The organism is Streptococcus sp. CF10-1, assembly GCF_024295825.1.
Classification (GTDB): domain Bacteria; phylum Bacillota; class Bacilli; order Lactobacillales; family Streptococcaceae; genus Streptococcus.
In genome coordinates, this window is record NZ_JANCPQ010000005.1 from 35274 (window position 1) to 54973 (window position 19700).

Below are 19700 nucleotides of genomic sequence, written 5' to 3' on the forward strand. Positions count from 1 at the left end.
GACAAGTTTAGTATATCATCGTTTATTAATTTTTTTCATCCAAATCTTGAATTGTCATCGAAACGTCTTGAATTGTTACAAAATTTAAAAAGCAAGCATTAAAAACATGCTTGCCCTTTCACTCTTGTCTATAGGAAAATTCTAGTCATATGTTATTACAAACAAATAATATCATTGCACCTGTTTACCATCTATTTTTATTTATGAATTTTTTGTTTCACTTTAATCATTACAGAAGCCATAAAAAACGCGACAGCTAGCCGAATCAGTTGGTAACTTTCTTCCTCGCCTGTTTTCGGTAATAATTTTTCATTCGAAGTAATAGACTCGCTTACATAATCAGCGCCCTTAACATCGGTTAAAGGAGTTTTATTTTCTTGAGCAGCATCAAAAATAGGTTTGAGAGTGTTCAATTGATTCTTATTATCTAACATTGCTAAATCGCCAGATTGAGTAGTTTTAGCTTTAGAAGTTGAGTTTATACTCTCCACTTTCCCACTATTTTCACTATTAGAATTGGGATTATCATTGGATATTTTCATTTCGGTTCTTTTTTCATCACTCATACCTTTGCTTTCACTTACAACTTTATCACTAGTACTCATGCTGTCATTTCTGGTTTTCTCATCATGCACATTTTCAGTTACTGTTTCCTCAGAAGATGCTACTGTTTCCGTTTGCTTAGGTGAGTTTCTCGAGTACATATAATCATAAACCTGTTGTGCAGTTGCTCCGCCACCAACCCATCCAGATATCGGACGTCCATTTCTTAAATACAAAATTGTTGGTGTTCCTGGAATCCCGACTTTTTTAAATAGAAACTCTCTCGCCTCCCCATCAAAGTCCTGACCATCCAAATCATAATACTCTAACTTCTTTTCAATCAAGTTATTAAATTCTTTCAATTCAGGAGAAAATTGACGACAATGAGAGCAAGTTTTTCTACCAAAATAAATAGTGTGTTCTAATTGATCCTCTGTAAAAGATTGACGTACAGCTTCAATATCTATCTTTTTAAAGTCCGTAACATTCTGTTCATACTCTTCTGGAGTTACAACGGCAGGTTTATTCTCCACCTTTTCCTTAGTCGATGGCAAATCTGGTGCCACAAGAGAACTATCATTAGTCTGTATAGAGGAAGAAGTAGTCTGATCTTCTGCATATACAACACCCGTAGTAATAGATGCAAATACAAGTGGTACAAGTAATAGCGATTTTATCTTTTGTTTCTTCATAAGAATACTCCTTTACATTTGTTATCTTTATCTTACCTTATTTAAGATTACAAATTCATCCAAATCTTGAATTGTCATCGAAACATCTTGAATTGCAAAAACTTCATTATAAAAGGGTAAGTATTTCAAAAACACTTACCCTTTTATACTTCATTAGCTTCTACTTTTTATAATACTTCAATCCCCAAATGAGCAGAAGCATGATAATCAAGCAGAGAATAGCGCCAATGTAGACAATTAATTGCTGATAGGATTCTGTTGCTGTGATACCTCTATACAAACAAATAATACACATAAAGCCTGTCAAGCCGATGAACATAAGTTGATTGATTCTAGGACTAACCAAATCATCATCTTCAAACTCTCTTATCCTCATTTCCCTAGTGAGATAAACAGTAACCAAAATAGAAGCTAAGTTAATAATAACTAGAAGCAATTGAAAAACTAAGGAAAAATGTAAAAACTGACGAGATAAAAATAGATAAGTAGAGACAAGCAAAAGCAACTGACCCAGGAATAATCTCGCAAAGAATATGATTCGTTTTTTAGCAAGAAAAGCTTTCATTTCTTTTCTTTCTTTTTAATTAAAACAAAATAGATCATAACCGCAATCAGATAGGCTATGGTATAAAATAGATGATACCAAATACTCTCCCTAAGCGGATAAAGAAAGATGGACATGATCAGATACAAGGTTAAAATGATTAATATTTTTTTCTTCATAAGATTTCCTCCTAAATGTATGCTTTATCTTAGTTTAGCTACAACCTTTACACTGCTAGTATAGCACTCATTTTGATTTTGAATCACTGAAATCATAAATGATCATCAAAACATCTTGAACAATAACAAGATTTTCATCTATACAAAAATAGTTATACTCAACAACAATCCAACTAAAGAACTAAACACATATAGTTTAAAATACTTTTTGAGATTTCAAACAATACTGACAAAGTTAATAATAAACCTGTGGTAGTATTTCCCAGTTCTACTGCTTTCTAATTTTATAAGTGTATTAATTAAATAATGTATTAGAAAAAACGAACAAGACTGTGTTAATAACCTATCTTATTCGTTTAATTTATTAGACTTGTTCAAGAATTATTTGAAGCAAGATTTGGTTAAGCAGTTAATTTTTAATGTTCCAACTAGCCATTAGTTTTTAGTTTTCACCTATTTAAATCAGCTAAAATAATCCTTAATAGCACCTGTATATTATAGTTCCGGAGTTTCAACAAAATACCGAACAAGTCGATTATTCAATTTTTATAGAAGTTTACAAGCACCTTTTAACATGGAACTGGAGGTGCAGGATTCCATGAACTTTTTGGAATGCATACTGGAGGAACATATGGACCAGGTTTTATCATCCCTCCGATACTCTTCAAAATCCCCCAGCCAATACATCCGATATCTCCAATAAAACAGTCATCTCCACCACTAATTGTCTCTAATTCTACTTCATTCAAAGCAATATAATCAATTTTTTTCATTGTTATAATTCATTCCTTTCGTTTTACTTAAGGCACAACACAGAATGAAAAAGTGTTGTGCTCTTTATTTTGTTTTATAATAATAATGAGAAAGCCTATCACTACTACAAATCACGGATAGGTGAATAAATGAGTGGTACAGCCACTACCTCGTATTTTTATAGGTGTCATTCTTTCCATCAAGCACAAGAACTGTGACTAGGAGCACGTAAACTTATAATTGAATAAGCGACTCGTTTGCAAAAGAACAGTTTCTATCCGTACATAGGTCATTAAGTTATATATATTCTTATACAATACAACACTATTATATCTATACACGAACACAGAACCACTGATGAGGATTTTTCCGGCATTGATTCGTAAAATCACCAATTGCTGTATCAACAATTCTACCTACAACATAGCCGCCTACCGTCCAAAACACAGCATCATCAACCCCAAATATTCCTCCCTCTATTCTATCAAGCATTTCATTATCTATAACAGAAAATTGTGACATCATTTTTGTATCCATGACAAATACTCCTTTTTATTTTTAATTTTTGTCTTGTTGCAACTTTGACAAGTTTAGTATATCATTGTTTGTTAAAGTTTTTCATCCAAATCTTGAATTGTCATCGAAACGTCTTGAATTAGCTTTTTATTTCAAAATACACCTATAGATTTTTAAAGAAAGATAGTTTCTAATCACTTTTTTACCATTCAGGAAGTTTCAATGACAATTCAAGATTTTATAAAATATGAACTTAGTATCATGGTATAATAAATTCATATTTTATATGAAAGGATTTGCCAATGACTTCTTATAAACGTACATTTGTTCCTCAAATAGATGCCAGAGACTGTGGTGTCGCTGCCTTAGCCTCGATTGCCAAATTCTATGGTTCAGATTTTTCTCTAGCTCACTTGAGAGAACTTGCAAAGACCAATAAAGAAGGGACGACTGCTCTTGGCATTGTAAAAGCCGCTGATGAAATGGGCTTTGAAACAAGGCCTGTTCAAGCAGATAAAACGCTCTTTGACATGAGCGATGTCCCCTATCCATTTATCGTTCACGTTAACAAAGAAGGGAAACTCCAACATTACTATGTTGTCTATCAAACAAAGAAAGACTATCTGATTATTGGTGATCCTGATCCTTCTGTAAAAATCACCAAAATGTCAAAAGAACGCTTTTTCTCTGAATGGACTGGAGTAGCTATTTTTCTAGCTCCCAAACCCAGCTATCAACCCCATAAAGATAAAAAGAATGGTCTACTGAGCTTCCTCCCTCTGATTTTCAAACAAAAATCTCTCATTGCTTACATTGTTCTCTCAAGCTTATTAGTCACTATTATCAATATCGGTGGTTCTTATTATCTCCAAGGAATCTTGGATGAGTACATTCCAAATCAGATGAAATCAACTTTAGGAATTATCTCAATTGGTCTAATTATCACCTATATCCTCCAACAAGCCATGAGCTTCTCCAGAGATTATCTCCTAACTGTTCTGAGTCAGAGATTAAGCATTGATGTAATTTTGGCCTATATTCGCCATATCTTTGAACTTCCTATGTCTTTCTTTGCGACACGTCGTACAGGAGAAATCATTTCACGCTTCACAGATGCCAACTCTATTATAGATGCCTTAGCTTCTACCATTCTCTCTCTTCTTCTTGATGTTTCCATTCTGATCCTTGTAGGGAGCGTCTTACTAGCACAAAATCCTAACCTCTTTCTTCTTTCTCTTATTTCCATCCCTATTTACATATTTATCATCTTTTCTTTTATGAAGCCTTTTGAAAAAATGAACCATGATGTCATGCAAAGTAATTCTATGGTTAGTTCTGCCATTATCGAAGATATCAACGGGATCGAAACCATCAAGTCACTCACAAGTGAAGAAAATCGCTACCAAAATATTGACAGTGAATTTGTCGATTATTTGGAAAAATCCTTTAAGCTCAGTAAATATTCTATTTTACAAACGAGTTTAAAGCAGGGAACAAAGTTAGTTCTTAATATCTTTATCCTATGGTTTGGTGCTCAATTAGTCATGTCGAGTAAGATTTCTATCGGTCAGCTGATTACCTTTAATACACTTCTTTCTTACTTTACAACTCCTATGGAAAATATTATCAACCTACAAACTAAACTCCAATCTGCGAAGGTTGCTAATAACCGCTTGAACGAGGTCTACTTAGTCGAATCTGAATTTCAAGTTCAAGAAAATCCTGTTCATTCAAATTTTTTAATGGGCGATATTGAATTTGATGACCTTTCTTATAAGTATGGTTTTGGGCGAGATACCTTAACAGATATCAATCTAACGATTAAAGAGGGTGATAAGGTTAGCCTAGTTGGAGTTAGTGGTTCTGGTAAAACAACTCTAGCCAAAATGATTGTCAACTTCTTTGACCCTTACAAAGGACAGATTACCATCAATCATCAGGATATTAAAAATATTGATAAAAAAATCTTGCGACGTCATATTAATTACCTGCCCCAACAAGCCTATATCTTTAATGGCTCTATCTTGGAAAATTTAACCTTGGGCGGTAATAGTATGATTAGCCAAGAAGATATTCTAAAAGCTTGCGAATTAGCTGAAATCCGTCAAGATATTGAAAGAATGCCTATGGGCTATCAAACTCAACTTTCTGATGGAGCAGGTCTGTCAGGAGGACAGAAGCAACGAATCGCCCTCGCTCGTGCTCTTTTAACTAAATCTCCTGTTTTAATACTAGATGAAGCTACTAGTGCTCTCGATGTTTTGACTGAGAAAAAGGTTATAGATAATCTTATGTCCCTAACTGATAAAACCATTCTCTTTGTAGCCCATCGTCTAAGTATAGCCGAACGGACTAACCGTGTCATTGTTCTTGACCAAGGGAAAATCATTGAAGTTGGTAGTCATCAAGAGTTAATACAGGCGCAAGGCTTCTACCATCATCTATTCAACAAATAAGGAGAATGTTATGAATCCTAATCTTTTTAGAAGCGTCGAGTTTTATCAGAGACGTTACCATAATTATGCGACAGTATTGATCATACCACTTTCATTACTGTTTACTTTCATCGTGATTTTCTCCCTTGTTGCTACAAAAGAGATTACTGTTACATCGCAAGGAGAAGTCACTCCTACAAGTGTCATTGCATCCATTCAGTCAACCAGTGATAATCCTATCTTAGCTAATCATTTAGTGGCAAATCAAGTAGTTGAAAAAGGTGACTTACTCATCAAATACTCTGAAACAATGGAAGAAAGTCAGAAAACTGCCTTAGAAACTCAGTTACAAAGACTTGAGAAGCAAAAAGAAGGACTTGGAATTTTGAAACAAAGCTTAGAAAAAAATACCGATCTTTTTTCTGGTGAGGATGAGTTTGGCTACTATAATACCTTTATGAATTTTACTAAACAAGCTCATGATATTGAGCTGGGTATCTCAAAGACTAACACTGAAGTTTCAAATCAAGCCAATCTTGCTAATAGCAGTTCATCAGCTATCGAACAAGAAATTACAAAAATTCAACAACAAATTGGAGAATATCAAGAGCTGAGAGATGCTATCATAAACAAAAGAGCACGCTTACCGACTGGCAATCCACACCAGTCAACCTTGAATAGTTATCTGGTAGCATCACAAGGACAAACACAAGGAGCTATAGAAGAGCAATTTTTATCTCAAATCAATCAAAGTGTTACAGGCCTTGAATCATCTATCGCAAGTCTCAAAATTCAGCAAGCTGGTATCGGAAGTGTAGCAACTTATGATAATAGTTTAGAAACCAAAATTGAAGTACTTCGTACTCAGTTTTTACAAACAACTTCTCAGCAACAACTAGCTGTGGAAAATCAACTAACAGAATTAAAAGTACAACTAGATCAAGCGACACAGCGCTTGGAAAACAATACCTTAACCGCTCCAAGTAAAGGTATCGTTCATCTGAACAGCGAATTTGAAGGTAAAAATAGAATTCCAACTGGTACAGAAATTGCTCAAATATTCCCTATTATAACAGATACAAGAGAAGTACTAATCACTTACTACGTATCATCTGACTATCTCCCCTTACTAGATAAAGGACAAACTGTAAGATTAAAACTTGAGAAGATTGGAAATCACGGTATTACCATCATCGGCCAACTTCAGAGCATTGATCAAACTCCCACCAGAACAGAGCAAGGAAATCTCTTTAAATTAACCGCTCTTGCAAAACTATCTGGTGAGGACAGTAAACTCATCCAATATGGTCTACAAGGTCGCGTCACTAGTGTAACTGCAAAGAAAACATATTTTGATTATTTCAAAGATAAAATTTTAACACATTCTAATTAATTTTCAGATAACACTCTATAACTATTTATTATCTTATAAAACAGGAGAATCATAACATGGATAAGAAACAAAACCTAACTTCATTTCAAGAATTAACAACTACTGAACTCAATCAAATTACAGGTGGAGGATGGTGGTTAGATTCAATATTAAGCATATTAACATCTAACTCATCAAACCAAGCCAATAGGTCTAGAAATTATCAACAAATGTAATCATACAAAGTGCTTTTGGATAAAAAGCTTGGCTTTATAATATTTGTAGTGGGTAAATCTCCTATAGATATTATGAAGCCTATTTTGTTGTAAAAGAATAAGACAGTAACCTCAGGATAGCTACTGTCTAGTCTCGTTTCTTCTTAAATCCCTTATTGACTTAACAAATGGTAAAAAAACTTAAAAATTATAAAAATCCATAATTAACCTTTCCAAAACATTTATATTATAGAATTCTGTTATATTTATTCCATTATTTAATCATTCTATTACTTGCTGTCATTCAATTGATAACATTGTCAAAACCTGACGAAAGACTTGATTTTGACAGGTTGTATTGAGACTAGCATTGGGATAACTTTCAACAATCTTCCTGACGGTATAGAGACCAACACCTCGTTCCTCCCCTTTAGAACCAACTCCAAAAGAGAAGATTTCAGAAACATCTATGCCCTCTTCTTTGATGGAGTTTTCAATGATAAAGATCTCCTGTTCTCCATTTTTTAAAAAGGCGATTGAAACATGAGGTTGACTAGCCTCTGCACTGGCTTCAATAGCATTGTCACAAAGGATAGATACGATAGTTAAAAAATCAAGCAGACTCATCCCCTCAACTTGAATCTCCTCAGGAACTTCGACATTAAAGACAATATCCTTTTCTATGGCTTTTATAAATTTTCCTGCAAGGAGACTTTTGAGGGCACGATCACGAATATTCACCAACCGTCCAAGGTCATATTTATTGTCCTGAAATTTCTGGACGGAGTCCTTTAAAACGGAGTTGTAGACCTCTTTTATCTGCTCCATATCCTCCTCTTCAATACCTAGGCGTAAGCTAGTCAAGAGGTTGGCATAATCATGACGAAAGCTCCGTACTTCCTTGTAAAGTTCCTCTATATGCCGACTATACCGCTCCATTTCTCTATAGCGCAAAACCTGCTCTTGGTTCAGTTTCTCCTGAAGTTTTTCCTTCAAGTAGGTATCCAATTTCTTGATAATCCCCATAAAAAAGAGCAAGTAAAACACCAGAATCAGATGGCGAATAGTCGTTGATTGAATATCTTGTACATATTCTAAATAAGACAAACTTTGCATCACTAGATAGTAGGCTCCCATTATCCAGTTAATCTTAGTCAGAGACTTTTGAAAATCTTTGTCTAGAACCTCCCTTCTCAAGCTAGTAAAATCATAGTCTAACCATTTCAAAAAGGCTAGAGAAATAAAGCAAATGAAAATTTTTATAAATAACCAAATAAAAGAGAGGTCATCGTACACTTGCCCTTGCCCCAAAAATGGAAGCACAAAATAGGAGATTCCTCTATAAAAGAGATTTACCAATATCATTGGAAAGAGACCATAAAATAGAAGGAGTTTTTTAGAAAACCCTCTTAACAATAAGAAAGATAAACCTATGCCGTACAAGGGTTCCACAAAATAAGATAGGTAAGCATTTCCTACTATATAGCTAATCATTACAAAAACAACTGCCAAAAGTATCTTAAAAAGAAAGGCCTTAAAAACTCTCTCCAGAGTCAGAACAATTCCATCCACCTTAAAAAATATAAACAATTCCAATCCAGATATCAAAAACGCATATACTATCTTCCAAACTAATTCCATTCCATCACCTCACTCAGTGTAAGTTATTGATAGCCCCAGACACTTCCCTGACCTTATAACGCGCGATTAGACAGCTTCCACCATTGGGAAAGAAAAGGAGTTTTTCTTTCTTATCCAATTGAACCACATTGGCAGGATTGATGAGAAAAGAGCGGTGGCACTGCAAGAGACGGGGTTCCTGCTTGAGAACCTCCTCTAAACTCGCTGTAAATTCCAACCTATCCGTCTTGGTATAGAGAATAACACGATGGGCTCTAGGCGACGTTTCGAGATAGTAAACCTCTTTAAAGGGATACTGGAATTGAGCAAATTTTGATTTAAAGTAAAAGCAATCTTCCGCCAGACTTTTACTATCTTGACTATTGGCATAGAGGAGGGCTGTCTCGATCCGAGATTCAAACTCCTCTGTCGACAAGGCCTTATCAATGTAGTCCAAAGCTGACACTTGATAGCGAAAGGACAGGGGCATAAACTCCGAGTGAGTTGTCACAAAGACGATTAGAGCATAAGGATCCCGATCCCGAATCTTTCTAGCCACTTCTAGCCCCTTCATCTCTTCGTTTCGAATCTCAATATCCAAAAAGAAAAGCTGATGCACCCCCTTCTCATCCACCTCTGCCAGCAGTTGGTCTGGTTTCCCAAAGACTTCAAAAGAACTAGGAATGATACTCTGTTTTTTCAAAAGTTTTTCAATCGTCGTTTCAATTCTAACTTGTTGGGAAAAGTCATCTTCTAAAACAAATATTCTCATCTTCTTACTCTCCTTGTTTCAACCATCTTTGGCGAATATCTCTATAGCGACGTCTGGCATACTGAACAGCATATCGACCTTCTTCTCCAAGAAAAAGAGTCTTTCTTTGGATATCCATGGATTTTAGCCGTTCAAGGTTAACCAGACAATTTCGATGACATCTCGTCAAGGTTTCTCCATATTGTTTCTCAAGATTGCTTAAATTTTGAAATAGATCAAAGCTAGCGTTTTCTGTAACAATCTGCACGGTATGGGCTTTGCTTGGATGCGTTTGGATATAGTAGATATCCTCTATGTTTAATTTGAAAATTTCTTTCTCTTTTTGGATGATAATGTAGCTCATGGATAAAACCTCCTAAAAAGAGGATAGCATAAATCTAGAAACTATTTTTCACCAAATCCTAAACGGTTCTCAAAAATTCCTAAAGTGTCGAATCATTCGCAAAATGACTATGATAATCTTACAATTATTTTATCATAAAATCCTGCAATAACCATTCAGGAAATTTCAATGACAATTAAAGATTTGAAGGTAAAAAAAGAGGTAAAAGTGATAAGCTATGATTATAGAAAGACAATCACTTGAAACAACTTTAGAACCAGCACAAAGGAGGCATTCTCATGACGGTTACAGACCCAATCAAAAGAGCTCAGGAACTGATAACTGAGTTAAACAAAGCCTACCAAGTCTGCAAACAGGCAACAGCTGACGATGTCCGTTTTCAGGAGCAGCTGAACAATATCCTTGACTTTCTCTCTAAAACTGAGACAGTGGATAATCGATTCTTGATTGAGCTGGAAAAATTTTACCAGACTTCCAGTCTTCTCCTGGGTCTCAGCGCTCTCAATCCAGATGCTCCTACTCGCGCCGCTTGGCGGGCCTATGACCGTTTCCACTTTGACCAAGTCAAAACCAAGCTAAGTCTCTACGGACCAACTATTATCTTGTAGAAAATAAAAGAAGCTGAGACAGAACTCAACTTCTTTTTTAGTATCATATAAGCAATGTTATACTCAATGAAAATCAAAGAGCAAACTAGGAAGCTAGCCGCAGGTTGCAGATAAAGCTGACGTAGTTTGAAGAGATTTTCGAAGAGTATTAGTCCTGCATCTGACGTTTCACCTGATAAGGGAGATACAAGATTTGCAGGACCAGTCCAGCTCCAAGCAGGGCTAGAAGAGCTAGTTTTTCTTGGAGGGTAATCAAACCAACTATCAGCTGAACCAATAAAACAAAACCTGTCAATCCTCGGATAACTTCCTGTAGTCCCTTCTCTTTCTCCCCTTTTTCTAGTGGAAAGAGCTGGGTCAAATACTGGTAGTCAAAAGCACGATAGAGAGTCAACAACTGGAAGAGCATAAGGTAATTAAACAGGACAACCACTGCCGTCGCAATCCAAGACTGCTCGATAAAGATCAAAGCTAACAAGGATAGGAGCAAGAGACGGAGACTGAGGGCAAAGAGGTCTCCATTTCGCAGATAAGAACGAAGATAGAGATTTTGCCAGATCTTCCCAGGCACCTTTTGAACAGTCTTTAGGAGGAAATCCAAATAAGCGCGTCGTTTGACACTATTTGAAACGCCCTTGACCTGAGTAAAGAGAGCAAAGAAACGAAGCAAGATTTGCTTGCGCTTGCTTTCTTGGGCAATGACATAATCCCAATCCAGCCCAGTTTCAGTGAAAAATTTGCTGGCTTTTTGGCGAAAAAGGAGGTATTTCCCAGCTCCTAATAAAAGCACATAGACGAGAAAGACTGGCAAGCCATAGCCCATGGCTAAAAACAAGGGTGCAAACAAGAGTAAAAAGAGGGTTTGAACAATTGTCCAGAAAACCAGTGAACTCACCGTCTGTCCTTTGAGGTAGGACTTTACCTCTTCTTCACTGACTAAGAGAAAGAGCTTGTCAGGTCCTTCCATATAGGTCGCGATTCCTCCCCAAGCCAAAAGCAAGGCAGATACAATCCCCAAAAACAAGAGGATAGGCCAATGATTTTCAGGAAAATGTTGCAAGAGTTGACTGTACTGGTAAGCTAGAAAACCAATGAGAACTAGCAGGAACAAGACAAAGTGATCATTGAGAACATAACGCAGATAACCAAGACACTCCTTACGAAAAGCCTGCTTTCTCCTTAAAAACAAGTCTTTCATAGGTCCTCCTCTTTGGTTAGAGCCAAGTAAATATCATTCAAACTAGCATCAGGCATGGTAAAAGCACCCCGCAGTTGCTGGAGGTTCCCCTGAGCCCGAACCTCTCCCTTGTGGAGAATGACAAAGGCATCACACATCTTCTCCGCTGAATCCAGCACGTGGGTACTCATGAGAATGGACTTGCCTTTTTGCTTTTCTACTTCTAGAAGCTGAATCAAGTCAGAAATGGCCAGCGGATCGAGCCCAAGGAAAGGCTCATCAACGATGAAAAGGCTCGGATCTACGACAAAAGCACAGATAATCATGACCTTCTGCTTCATCCCTTTGGAGAAATGCACTGGGAACCAGTCTAATTTTTGATCCAAACGAAACATTTTTAACAAAGGTTCCACACGATCAAAAGCTATATTCTGCTCAATACCATAGGCCATGGCAACCGTCTCGATATGCTCTCTAAGAGTCAATTCCTCATACAAGCTAGGCGTTTCTGGGATGTAGCCAATCTGCTTGCGATAGTTGGTCGCATCTTCTCGCAGGGTCAAACCATTAATCTTGATTTCCCCACTGTAAGGTGTCAAAAGACCGATAATCTCATTGATAGTCGTTGATTTCCCAGCACCATTGAGCCCAATCAAACCGACCAACTGCCCACTTTCAACGGTAAAGGACACATCTTTCAAGACAGGAACATGAACATAGCCTCCTGTCAGGTTTTTAATTTCTAACATATTTTCTCCGAATCTGGTATAATGTAGCTATATTATATCAAAATTCAATACAGTAGAGGTAGATTTTATGTCAGATTGCATTTTTTGTAAGATTATCGCAGGGGAGATTCCTGCTTCAAAAGTATACGAGGATGAGCAGGTTCTTGCCTTTCTTGATATCTCTCAAGTAACGCCTGGACACACCCTCGTTGTACCCAAAGAGCACTATCGCAATCTTTTGGAGATGGACGCTACCAGCGCCAGCCAACTCTTTGCCCAAGTGCCAACAGTGGCTCAAAAAGTCATGAAAGCTACCAAGGCTGCTGGTATGAACATCATCGCCAACTGTGAGGAAGTTGCTGGTCAAACAGTCTTTCATACCCACGTGCACCTCCTACCTCGCTATGGTGCAGAAGATGACCTCAAGATTGACTTTATCGCCCACGAACCTGACTTTGACAAACTTGCCCAAGTCGCTGAAACTATAAGAAACGCTTAAGGAGATGCCATGAAACTATCCAATCTATTGCTATTCGCAGGAGCTGCAGCTGGAAGTTATTTTGTCGTGAAAAATCGCCAAGCCATTCAGGATGAAGTGCTAGATACAACTGACCGCGTCGAAGCTATCAAGGATGATTTGGATATCATCCAAAACAGCCTACAAATCATCGACCAACAAAAAAACCTTATCAAGGAATACCAAAAAGATTTAACCTATAAATTTAAAGTCTTGGAAAAAGATTTCCAGACTAGACTAGCTGTGATAAAAGAAACACAGGAGTTTGAGGATAAGTAAAAAGAGACAACAACTTTCCTTAAATCCATTTTGGGTTACTAGATTCGAACAGAAAAGGGAGGGAATGAAAATGAAACAGTTTGTAAAAGTTCTAGCGAAGATCATCGCAATCCCTTGCGGCTGCCTCTGCCTTCTTGTAGCCTTGGCATTTCTACTAGTGGCCAATCTTTTCAAAGCGTCACCAAGTGACATCCGAAAAGGGAATGACGACTTAAAACAAATCTTTACCTCCCTTGACATGCCTCCTGAGAAAGTAGAATCGGATGGACACTATCAATACGAGGGTGGAGGCCTAGATTTTTATGTTACTTTCTCAGACGAGGTCATCAATAGTCACCCCGTCCTAAAGGAAAGTCCAAAACTCACCAAAAACCGACTCGAAGTCTATGTCCTCCAGACAGGAGATATTTCCTACTATAAAGTAGGAGACAACTTATTCAATCGTGGTTTAATACAATTTTTAGAGGAGGAGGGCGAGAAGTATTTCCAAGAAAAAGGAAAAAAATCAAATTCTTCTTACACAATTCTAGCTTGGAAGGATCAGGCAAGTCTCAAAAAGGGAATCGCATTCTATGAAAAAGCCTTGACCTTGGTAGATATTCAGGATAATTCGGCGATCAACCACATTGATACCGTCACCGTTAAGCCTGGCAAAGAAGCGGAAATCAAGCAACTCATCCAAGAGATGGATGAGGCTGGCTTGCTCACTCATAAGTATAAATAGTAGACTAACTGGAGAATGATTTCTCGATACTAAATTTTTAATGATAACAAAAAAAGAGCCCGCCGGCTCTTTTTACTTTATTCTCCTTCAAAGGCATCTTTTATATGGTCAAAGAAGCCTTTTTTCTTTGGATTGACTTTCAAGTCACCTGCAGCTGCGAATTCTTTAAGCGCAGCTTTTTGGCGGTCGTTCAAACCTGTCGGAGTCACGACATTAACTGTAACATATTGGTCACCAACGGCACCGCCACGAAGGCTCGGTGCTCCCTTGCCACGTAGACGGAATTTCTTGCCAGTCTGAGTTCCTTCTGGGATAACCAATTCAACAGCACCATGCACGGTTGGAATTTCCACAGTATCTCCAAGAGTAGCTTGGACGATATTAAGATTTAACTTGTAGAAAATAGTTGTTCCTTCACGTTCAAACTTATCGCTGGCTTCTACTGAAACCACTACATACAAGTCTCCGTAAGGTCCACCGTTAAAGCCTGCTTCACCTTGACCAGCGAGGCGGATTTGTTGGCCTGTTTCCACACCAGCAGGGATTTTTACATGTACGCTATGAGCTTGTTTTTCATGACCTGTTCCGTGACAAGTTGTACATGGATCTTTGATTTCTTTTCCGCGACCATGACAGACATCACAGGTTACTTGACGGCGCATCATACCAAGAGGAGTCTGCGTATCAACGTTAATAACACCAGCACCATGACAGCGTCCACAAGTGACTGGACTTGTCCCTGGCTTAGCACCAGAGCCGTTACATGTACGACAGCTTGCTTCACGGTTGTACTTGACTTCTTTTTCAGCTCCGAAAATAGCTTCTTCAAAGGTCAAGTTCACACGGTACTGGAGGTCATCCCCTTGACGAGGAGCGTTTGGATTGCGTGAAGCTCCGCCTCCCCCGAAAAAACTTGAAAAGATATCTTCAAAACCACCGAAGCCACCTGCTCCGTCAAAGCCACCAAAACCGCCAGCACCACCAAAGCCACCGTTGGCACCTGCAGCACCATATTGGTCGTAGGCAGCACGTTTTTGGTCGTCACTCAAAGTCTCATAGGCTTCTTGAACTTCCTTGTACTTTTCCTCAGCACCAGGCTCCTTGTTGATATCTGGGTGGTATTTTTTGGAAAGCTTACGATAAGCCTTTTTGATCTCGTCTGCCGAAGCGTTTTTTGACACCCCCAGACGATCATAAAATTCAGTATTGTTCATACAAGATACTAAGAGCGAACAGAAAGCGACTGAAATTTAGGAAACCGACAAGAAATCCTGATTTCTTAGGAGGTTTATCTAATTTCCAAGCTTTCCGCTCGAGTTCAATTACGAACACCCTTATTCCTTTCTATTGATATTGTGAATCAAACCACCATTTAGGTCGGGCTCAATTCCTTTCTTTTATATTGATGAGAAAAACTCAAATAAATTAGGTTTAACCCCTTTTTATCGAAAAACAGAGGCTGGGTTGCAACCTCTGGATTTCTTCTTATACTTACAACGCAAAAGTCATCATAGCGATTGTAGTAGATTGACAATCACTTTAGTGATTAGTCATTCTTAACGAGTTAGGCTTAACTGAGTTTCGGCTAGAAACTTCGGAAAAAAGATAAGCCATCTTTTGTGCATCGCACAAGGCGATGGCTTCCTATTCTTCTTTCGTTTTCTTAACACCTCAACATCTTACCGAATTGAGCACGCCCTAACCTCTTGGTGAAAAAGAGACGTAGCTGTTTTCGCTTTAGCGAACTACAGATATGGCTACCTTTAGGTGCAAATCTTCCTAGAAACTAAAGTTTCTGCGTCAGATTTCCTATTTTCACTGTGAGGTTTTAACGGGCTTTGCATCTTACTTTTCAGTAAACTCTCCGTCTACGACGTCATCGCCTGCGTTTCCTGTTGCTTGTGCGCCTTCTGCTCCTGCTTGGGCTTGTTGAGCTGCAGCAGCTTGCTCATAGAGTTTCACTGCCAGTGCTTGAGCTTTTTCGTCGAGAGCTTCCAATTTCGCTTTCATGTCGTCCAAGTTATTATCTTCTTGCGCTTTCTTAAGGTCATCAAGGGCAGCTTGGGCAGCATCACGTTCTGCATCGAAGCCTTTACCTTCAGTTTCCTTGATTGTCTTTTCAGTCGCAAAGATTGCTTGGTCTACTTCGTTACGAAGATCAACTTCTTCTTTACGTTTCTTATCTGCTTCAGCGTTTGCTTCTGCATCTTTCATCATGCGGTCAATTTCTTCATCAGTCAAACCTGAGTTTGATTGGATAACAATTGTTTGTTCTTTTTGAGTTCCAAGGTCTTTAGCCTTAACAGACACGATACCGTTCTTGTCAATGTCAAAAGTTACTTCGATTTGAGGAATTCCACGAGGTGCAGCTGGGATATCAGTCAATTGGAAGCGTCCAAGAGTCTTGTTATCTGCTGCCATTGGGCGTTCACCTTGAAGAACGTGGATATCAACGGCTGGTTGATTGTCTGCTGCAGTTGAGAAGACTTGTGATTTAGATGTTGGAATAGTAGTGTTGCGATCAATAAGTTTTGTGAAGACGCCACCCATTGTTTCGATACCAAGTGACAATGGCGTTACATCAAGAAGGACAACGTCTTTCACATCACCAGTAATGACACCACCTTGGATGGCAGCACCCATGGCAACTACTTCATCAGGGTTTACTGATTTGTTTGGCTCTTTACCAGTTTCAGCTTTAACAGCTTCTACAACAGCTGGGATACGAGTAGAACCACCAACAAGGATGACTTCATCGATTTCTGACAAGCTCAAACCTGCATCTGAAAGGGCTTGACGAACTGGAACTTTTGTACGTTCTACAAGGTCACGAGTCAAATCGTCAAATTTGGCACGAGTCAAGGTCATTTCTAAGTGAAGAGGTCCAGATTCACCAGCAGTGATGAATGGCAAGCTGATTTGAGTTGAAGTTACACCAGAAAGGTCTTTCTTCGCTTTTTCAGCCGCATCTTTCAAACGTTGAAGAGCCATCTTGTCAGTGGACAAGTCAATACCATTTTCTTTCTTGAATTCTGCAATCATGTGATTGATGATTTTTTGGTCAAAGTCGTCACCACCGAGTTTGTTATCCCCTGCAGTCGCCAATACATCGAAGACACCGTCACCCAATTCAAGGATAGATACGTCGAATGTACCACCACCAAGGTCAAATACCAAGATTTTTTCTTCTTTGTCAGTCTTGTCCAAACCATAAGCAAGAGCTGCTGCAGTTGGTTCATTGACAATACGTTCTACTTCAAGACCAGCGATTTTACCAGCGTCTTTTGTTGCTTGACGTTGGGCATCGTTAAAGTAAGCTGGAACTGTGATAACAGCCTTAGTTACTTTTTCACCAAGGTATTCTTCAGCATAACCTTTCAAGTATTGAAGGATCATAGCTGAGATTTCTTGTGGAGTGTATTCTTTGCCGTTAGCAGAAACTTTTTCAGAAGTTCCCATCTTAGATTTGATAGAAATGACTGTATCTGGGTTTGTGACTGCTTGGCGTTTTGCAGCGTCACCAACGATGATTTCACCATTTTTGAATGACACTACAGATGGAGTTGTACGGTTTCCTTCTGGATTTGCGATGATTTTGCTTTCAGTTCCTTCAAGAACTGCAACTGCTGAGTTTGTTGTACCTAAGTCAATACCGATAATTTTAGACATGTGTTTTTCTCCTTAAATTTTATTTTCTATTTTTCTTTTTTATACTCTTCTTAAGTGGCGACGCCGTCAGAACTTGACTTCGTCAATCTCTTTGACTAAACTTTGAGCCCAAGGTCTCAAAGTTTGCGTAAATAGCGCTACAGCGAAGAGTATCGCCTTTGATTCGCTTCGCTCACTATCAGCAAAACTGAACCATTGTTTATTATTCTTTCATAGTTTATTGTCGTTTCGGACAAGGTTCTTATTTTTTATGTTGCGACACGAGAGGTCGAAATTATGCGCAGTAGCTGATTGGCAGTTCACTTCGCAAACGCTCGTGACCAGCCTAATCACCCTTGCGGGGGTGCGTCAACGAAATCACAGATTTCTGACTTACCGCCTAATTATAAACCACCACCATTGCTGGTCTTAGGATGCGGTCATGGAGTTTGTAGCCTTTTTGGAAGACTTGGGCAATGGTATCTGCTGGATGCTCGTCATCTGCTGGAACGGTTTGGATGGCCATGTGATAGTTATGGTCAAATGCTCCGTCCGCCGCGATTTCTTCAATTCCTTCTTCTTTAAGGGCATGAATCAAGCTTTCTTGCACCATTTCCAGACCTTTTTTAACATCATCTGTCAAGCCTTCAACGGCAAGCGCACGCTCAAGGTTGTCCAAGGAAGGTAAAATAGCTTTCCCTAAATCTTGGCTTCGATAACGTTGCAAGAGTTGGCGTTCTTCGTTGGCACGACGTTGGATGTTTTGCATTTCCGCATGAGCGCGAAGGTATTTATTTTCAAAGTCTTCTGCACGCTCATTGGCTAGTTCTAGTTCTGATTTTTCAGGAGTTGTTTCTTCAGTTGTTTCCACAACTTCCTCTTCTTTCATTTCTTCGTTTTTTTTATCTTGGGCCATTGTCGCCTCCTTTAATGATTTCAAAATTAATTTACTTCGTAATGATTACTGCTGAGATAGCGGTAAAAATCCGTTAGTTTCATGGTCAATACGCGGTTGACTACATTGACTTGGTTGACCAATTGCTGATAATCTAGATTAACTGGACCGATAATCGCTAGAATTCCAAAACCTCGATAAGGAATGAGGAATTTACTGCTAATCACCGCCAAGTTAGCTAGACAGGATTCCTGACTATCCGCAACACGGACATTTTGCATCTGATCTTCATGCAGACCCTCACGAATCTCCAAAGCCACCTTTTGCGGTTGGTCAAAGAACTGATAGGCTGCCAGATTGGCAAAATTCAAGAGATTGACCTTGCCCGCCACTACAATGTTTTCGTTGAACATTTCCCTAAAGATATGTTCAAAGAGATCCATGACATTGTCCGTAGTTGTGAAGTAACGCTGGATAATCTGCGGAATCTCTGTCCGAATCTTGTAGTGAATATCCAGAACGGTGTGACCGAGGAAACGTTCCTGAATGATGCTCTTCAGTTTCAGCAAATCTTCCTGCAAGAAGTTCCTTGGAATCAAAAACTGACTGGTAACCGTTCGCGACTCGTCTAGGGTGAATACTGCCAAGGCTGTATGTTGCCCTAGAACAACGATATCAAAGGCTGTCAACCGTTGCCTACTGGGCTCAACATCCAGTGCTACTACCGTACAACCACTCAGGTCTGTCAGAAGATTAGCAGCTTCTTGCAGAATATCCTCCAGTTTGAAGAACTCCTGATCAAAGGCTTTGACAATCTCATAGATCTCATTTTCAGCCAGTCGGTCAAAATCCAGTGAGTGTTTCACATAGTACTGAAAACCAGCAACACTTGGCATCCGACCGCTTGAAGTATGAGCTTTCTCAAGCAAACCCTGCTTCTCTAGAGCCGCCATGTCATTACGAATGGTAGCACTACTAGAGTTAATAGACTCTTGTAGCGCCTTGGATCCGACAGGTTCATGTGTTTTGGTAAAGATGTCAATAATCAGATTTAAAATATCCTGCTGACGCTCTGTAACCATCTCATCACTCCTCTCTGTCTGATCGATTAGCACTCTATGCATGCAAGTGCTAACTCAT

At 38.7% G+C, this 19700-nt stretch carries 20 protein-coding genes; 7 read left to right on the top strand and 13 right to left on the bottom strand.

Translation table 11 applies throughout. From position 1 onward, the window contains the following. Positions 1-197 precede the first annotated feature (197 nt). From NMM25_RS07255 to NMM25_RS07270, 4 genes are all read right to left on the bottom strand, one after another. On the bottom strand, positions 198-1235 hold the full coding sequence (locus NMM25_RS07255; protein ID WP_254736410.1) for a thioredoxin domain-containing protein: 1038 nt from the start codon (positions 1233-1235) through the stop codon (positions 198-200). Between the two features lie 160 nt (positions 1236-1395). Then, entirely contained in the window at positions 1396-1800 is a 405-nt protein-coding gene (locus NMM25_RS07260) for an immunity protein (protein ID WP_254736411.1), read from the bottom strand. A 727-nt stretch (positions 1801-2527) separates the two neighbouring features. Continuing rightward, positions 2528-2731, bottom strand: a complete 204-nt coding sequence (locus NMM25_RS07265) for a hypothetical protein (protein ID WP_038804511.1) — start codon at positions 2729-2731, stop codon at positions 2528-2530. A gap of 313 nt (positions 2732-3044) precedes the next feature. After that, positions 3045-3248, bottom strand: coding sequence for a bacteriocin (locus tag NMM25_RS07270; RefSeq protein WP_125418571.1), 204 nt, complete (start codon positions 3246-3248; stop codon positions 3045-3047). 281 nt (positions 3249-3529) lie between these two features. Between NMM25_RS07270 and blpA the strand changes: the two genes are divergently transcribed. Genes blpA through blpC form a run of 3 tightly spaced genes read left to right on the top strand, consistent with a single transcriptional unit; the run spans position 3530 to position 7270 of the window. Then, complete coding sequence (gene blpA / locus NMM25_RS07275) at positions 3530-5683, top strand: peptide cleavage/export ABC transporter BlpA (RefSeq protein ID WP_254736412.1); 2154 nt, start codon at positions 3530-3532, stop codon at positions 5681-5683. A gap of 10 nt (positions 5684-5693) precedes the next feature. Continuing rightward, positions 5694-7055, top strand: a complete 1362-nt coding sequence (locus NMM25_RS07280; protein WP_125418567.1) for a bacteriocin secretion accessory protein — start codon at positions 5694-5696, stop codon at positions 7053-7055. Between the two features lie 56 nt (positions 7056-7111). Then, positions 7112-7270: a quorum-sensing system pheromone BlpC gene (gene blpC, locus NMM25_RS07285; RefSeq protein ID WP_125418565.1), complete on the top strand. Its 159-nt coding sequence runs from the start codon at positions 7112-7114 to the stop codon at positions 7268-7270. A 279-nt stretch (positions 7271-7549) separates the two neighbouring features. On the opposite strand, the gene NMM25_RS07290 is transcribed toward blpC, so the two are convergent. From NMM25_RS07290 to NMM25_RS07300, 3 genes are read right to left on the bottom strand one after another with little or no spacing between them, the layout of a single operon-like run. Further along, the gene (locus NMM25_RS07290) at positions 7550-8890 is read right to left on the bottom strand and encodes a sensor histidine kinase (protein WP_254736413.1); all 1341 of its coding nucleotides are present in this window, start codon (positions 8888-8890) and stop codon (positions 7550-7552) included. 13 nt (positions 8891-8903) lie between these two features. After that, a complete protein-coding gene (locus NMM25_RS07295) occupies positions 8904-9641 on the bottom strand; it encodes a response regulator transcription factor (RefSeq protein WP_254736414.1) in 738 nt (245 codons plus the stop codon). 4 nt (positions 9642-9645) lie between these two features. Beyond that, a complete protein-coding gene (locus tag NMM25_RS07300; protein ID WP_254736415.1) occupies positions 9646-9984 on the bottom strand; it encodes a LytTR family DNA-binding domain-containing protein in 339 nt (112 codons plus the stop codon). Positions 9985-10262: 278 nt separating this feature from the next. Here NMM25_RS07300 and NMM25_RS07305 point away from each other — a divergent pair, with 278 nt between their 5' ends. Continuing rightward, positions 10263-10592 (top strand): helicase BlpT, encoded by a 330-nt coding sequence (locus NMM25_RS07305; protein ID WP_247918109.1) that lies wholly within the window; start codon positions 10263-10265, stop codon positions 10590-10592. A gap of 148 nt (positions 10593-10740) precedes the next feature. Here the strand turns inward: NMM25_RS07305 and NMM25_RS07310 are convergent, their stop codons facing one another. Together NMM25_RS07310 and NMM25_RS07315 are read right to left on the bottom strand one after the other, a co-directional pair. Then, complete coding sequence (locus NMM25_RS07310) at positions 10741-11790, bottom strand: ABC transporter permease (protein WP_254736416.1); 1050 nt, start codon at positions 11788-11790, stop codon at positions 10741-10743. Further along, positions 11787-12518, bottom strand: a complete 732-nt coding sequence (locus tag NMM25_RS07315; RefSeq protein ID WP_254736417.1) for an ABC transporter ATP-binding protein — start codon at positions 12516-12518, stop codon at positions 11787-11789. Before NMM25_RS07315 ends, NMM25_RS07310 begins: the two co-directional genes overlap by 4 nt. Before the next feature lie 67 nt (positions 12519-12585). Here NMM25_RS07315 and NMM25_RS07320 point away from each other — a divergent pair, with 67 nt between their 5' ends. From NMM25_RS07320 to NMM25_RS07330, 3 genes are all read left to right on the top strand, one after another. Beyond that, positions 12586-12996 carry an HIT family protein gene (locus tag NMM25_RS07320; protein WP_254736418.1) on the top strand — a complete coding sequence of 137 codons (411 nt, stop codon included), beginning with the start codon at positions 12586-12588 and terminating at the stop codon, positions 12994-12996. Positions 12997-13005: 9 nt separating this feature from the next. Further along, positions 13006-13293, top strand: a complete 288-nt coding sequence (locus NMM25_RS07325; protein ID WP_254736419.1) for a hypothetical protein — start codon at positions 13006-13008, stop codon at positions 13291-13293. Between the two features lie 70 nt (positions 13294-13363). After that, the gene (locus NMM25_RS07330; protein WP_254736420.1) at positions 13364-14017 is read left to right on the top strand and encodes a hypothetical protein; all 654 of its coding nucleotides are present in this window, start codon (positions 13364-13366) and stop codon (positions 14015-14017) included. Between the two features lie 77 nt (positions 14018-14094). Here NMM25_RS07330 and dnaJ read toward each other — a convergent pair whose 3' ends face one another. The 4 genes from dnaJ to hrcA all read right to left on the bottom strand — a co-directional run bounded on the left by dnaJ (position 14095) and on the right by hrcA (position 19642). Next, positions 14095-15231: a molecular chaperone DnaJ gene (gene dnaJ, locus NMM25_RS07335; protein WP_254736421.1), complete on the bottom strand. Its 1137-nt coding sequence runs from the start codon at positions 15229-15231 to the stop codon at positions 14095-14097. Positions 15232-15862: 631 nt separating this feature from the next. Further along, positions 15863-17686 (bottom strand): molecular chaperone DnaK, encoded by a 1824-nt coding sequence (gene dnaK, locus NMM25_RS07340; RefSeq protein ID WP_254736422.1) that lies wholly within the window; start codon positions 17684-17686, stop codon positions 15863-15865. A 379-nt stretch (positions 17687-18065) separates the two neighbouring features. After that, positions 18066-18581, bottom strand: coding sequence for a nucleotide exchange factor GrpE (grpE, locus tag NMM25_RS07345; RefSeq protein WP_254736423.1), 516 nt, complete (start codon positions 18579-18581; stop codon positions 18066-18068). Between the two features lie 26 nt (positions 18582-18607). After that, the gene (hrcA, locus tag NMM25_RS07350; RefSeq protein WP_254736424.1) at positions 18608-19642 is read right to left on the bottom strand and encodes a heat-inducible transcriptional repressor HrcA; all 1035 of its coding nucleotides are present in this window, start codon (positions 19640-19642) and stop codon (positions 18608-18610) included. Positions 19643-19700: the final 58 nt, after the last annotated feature.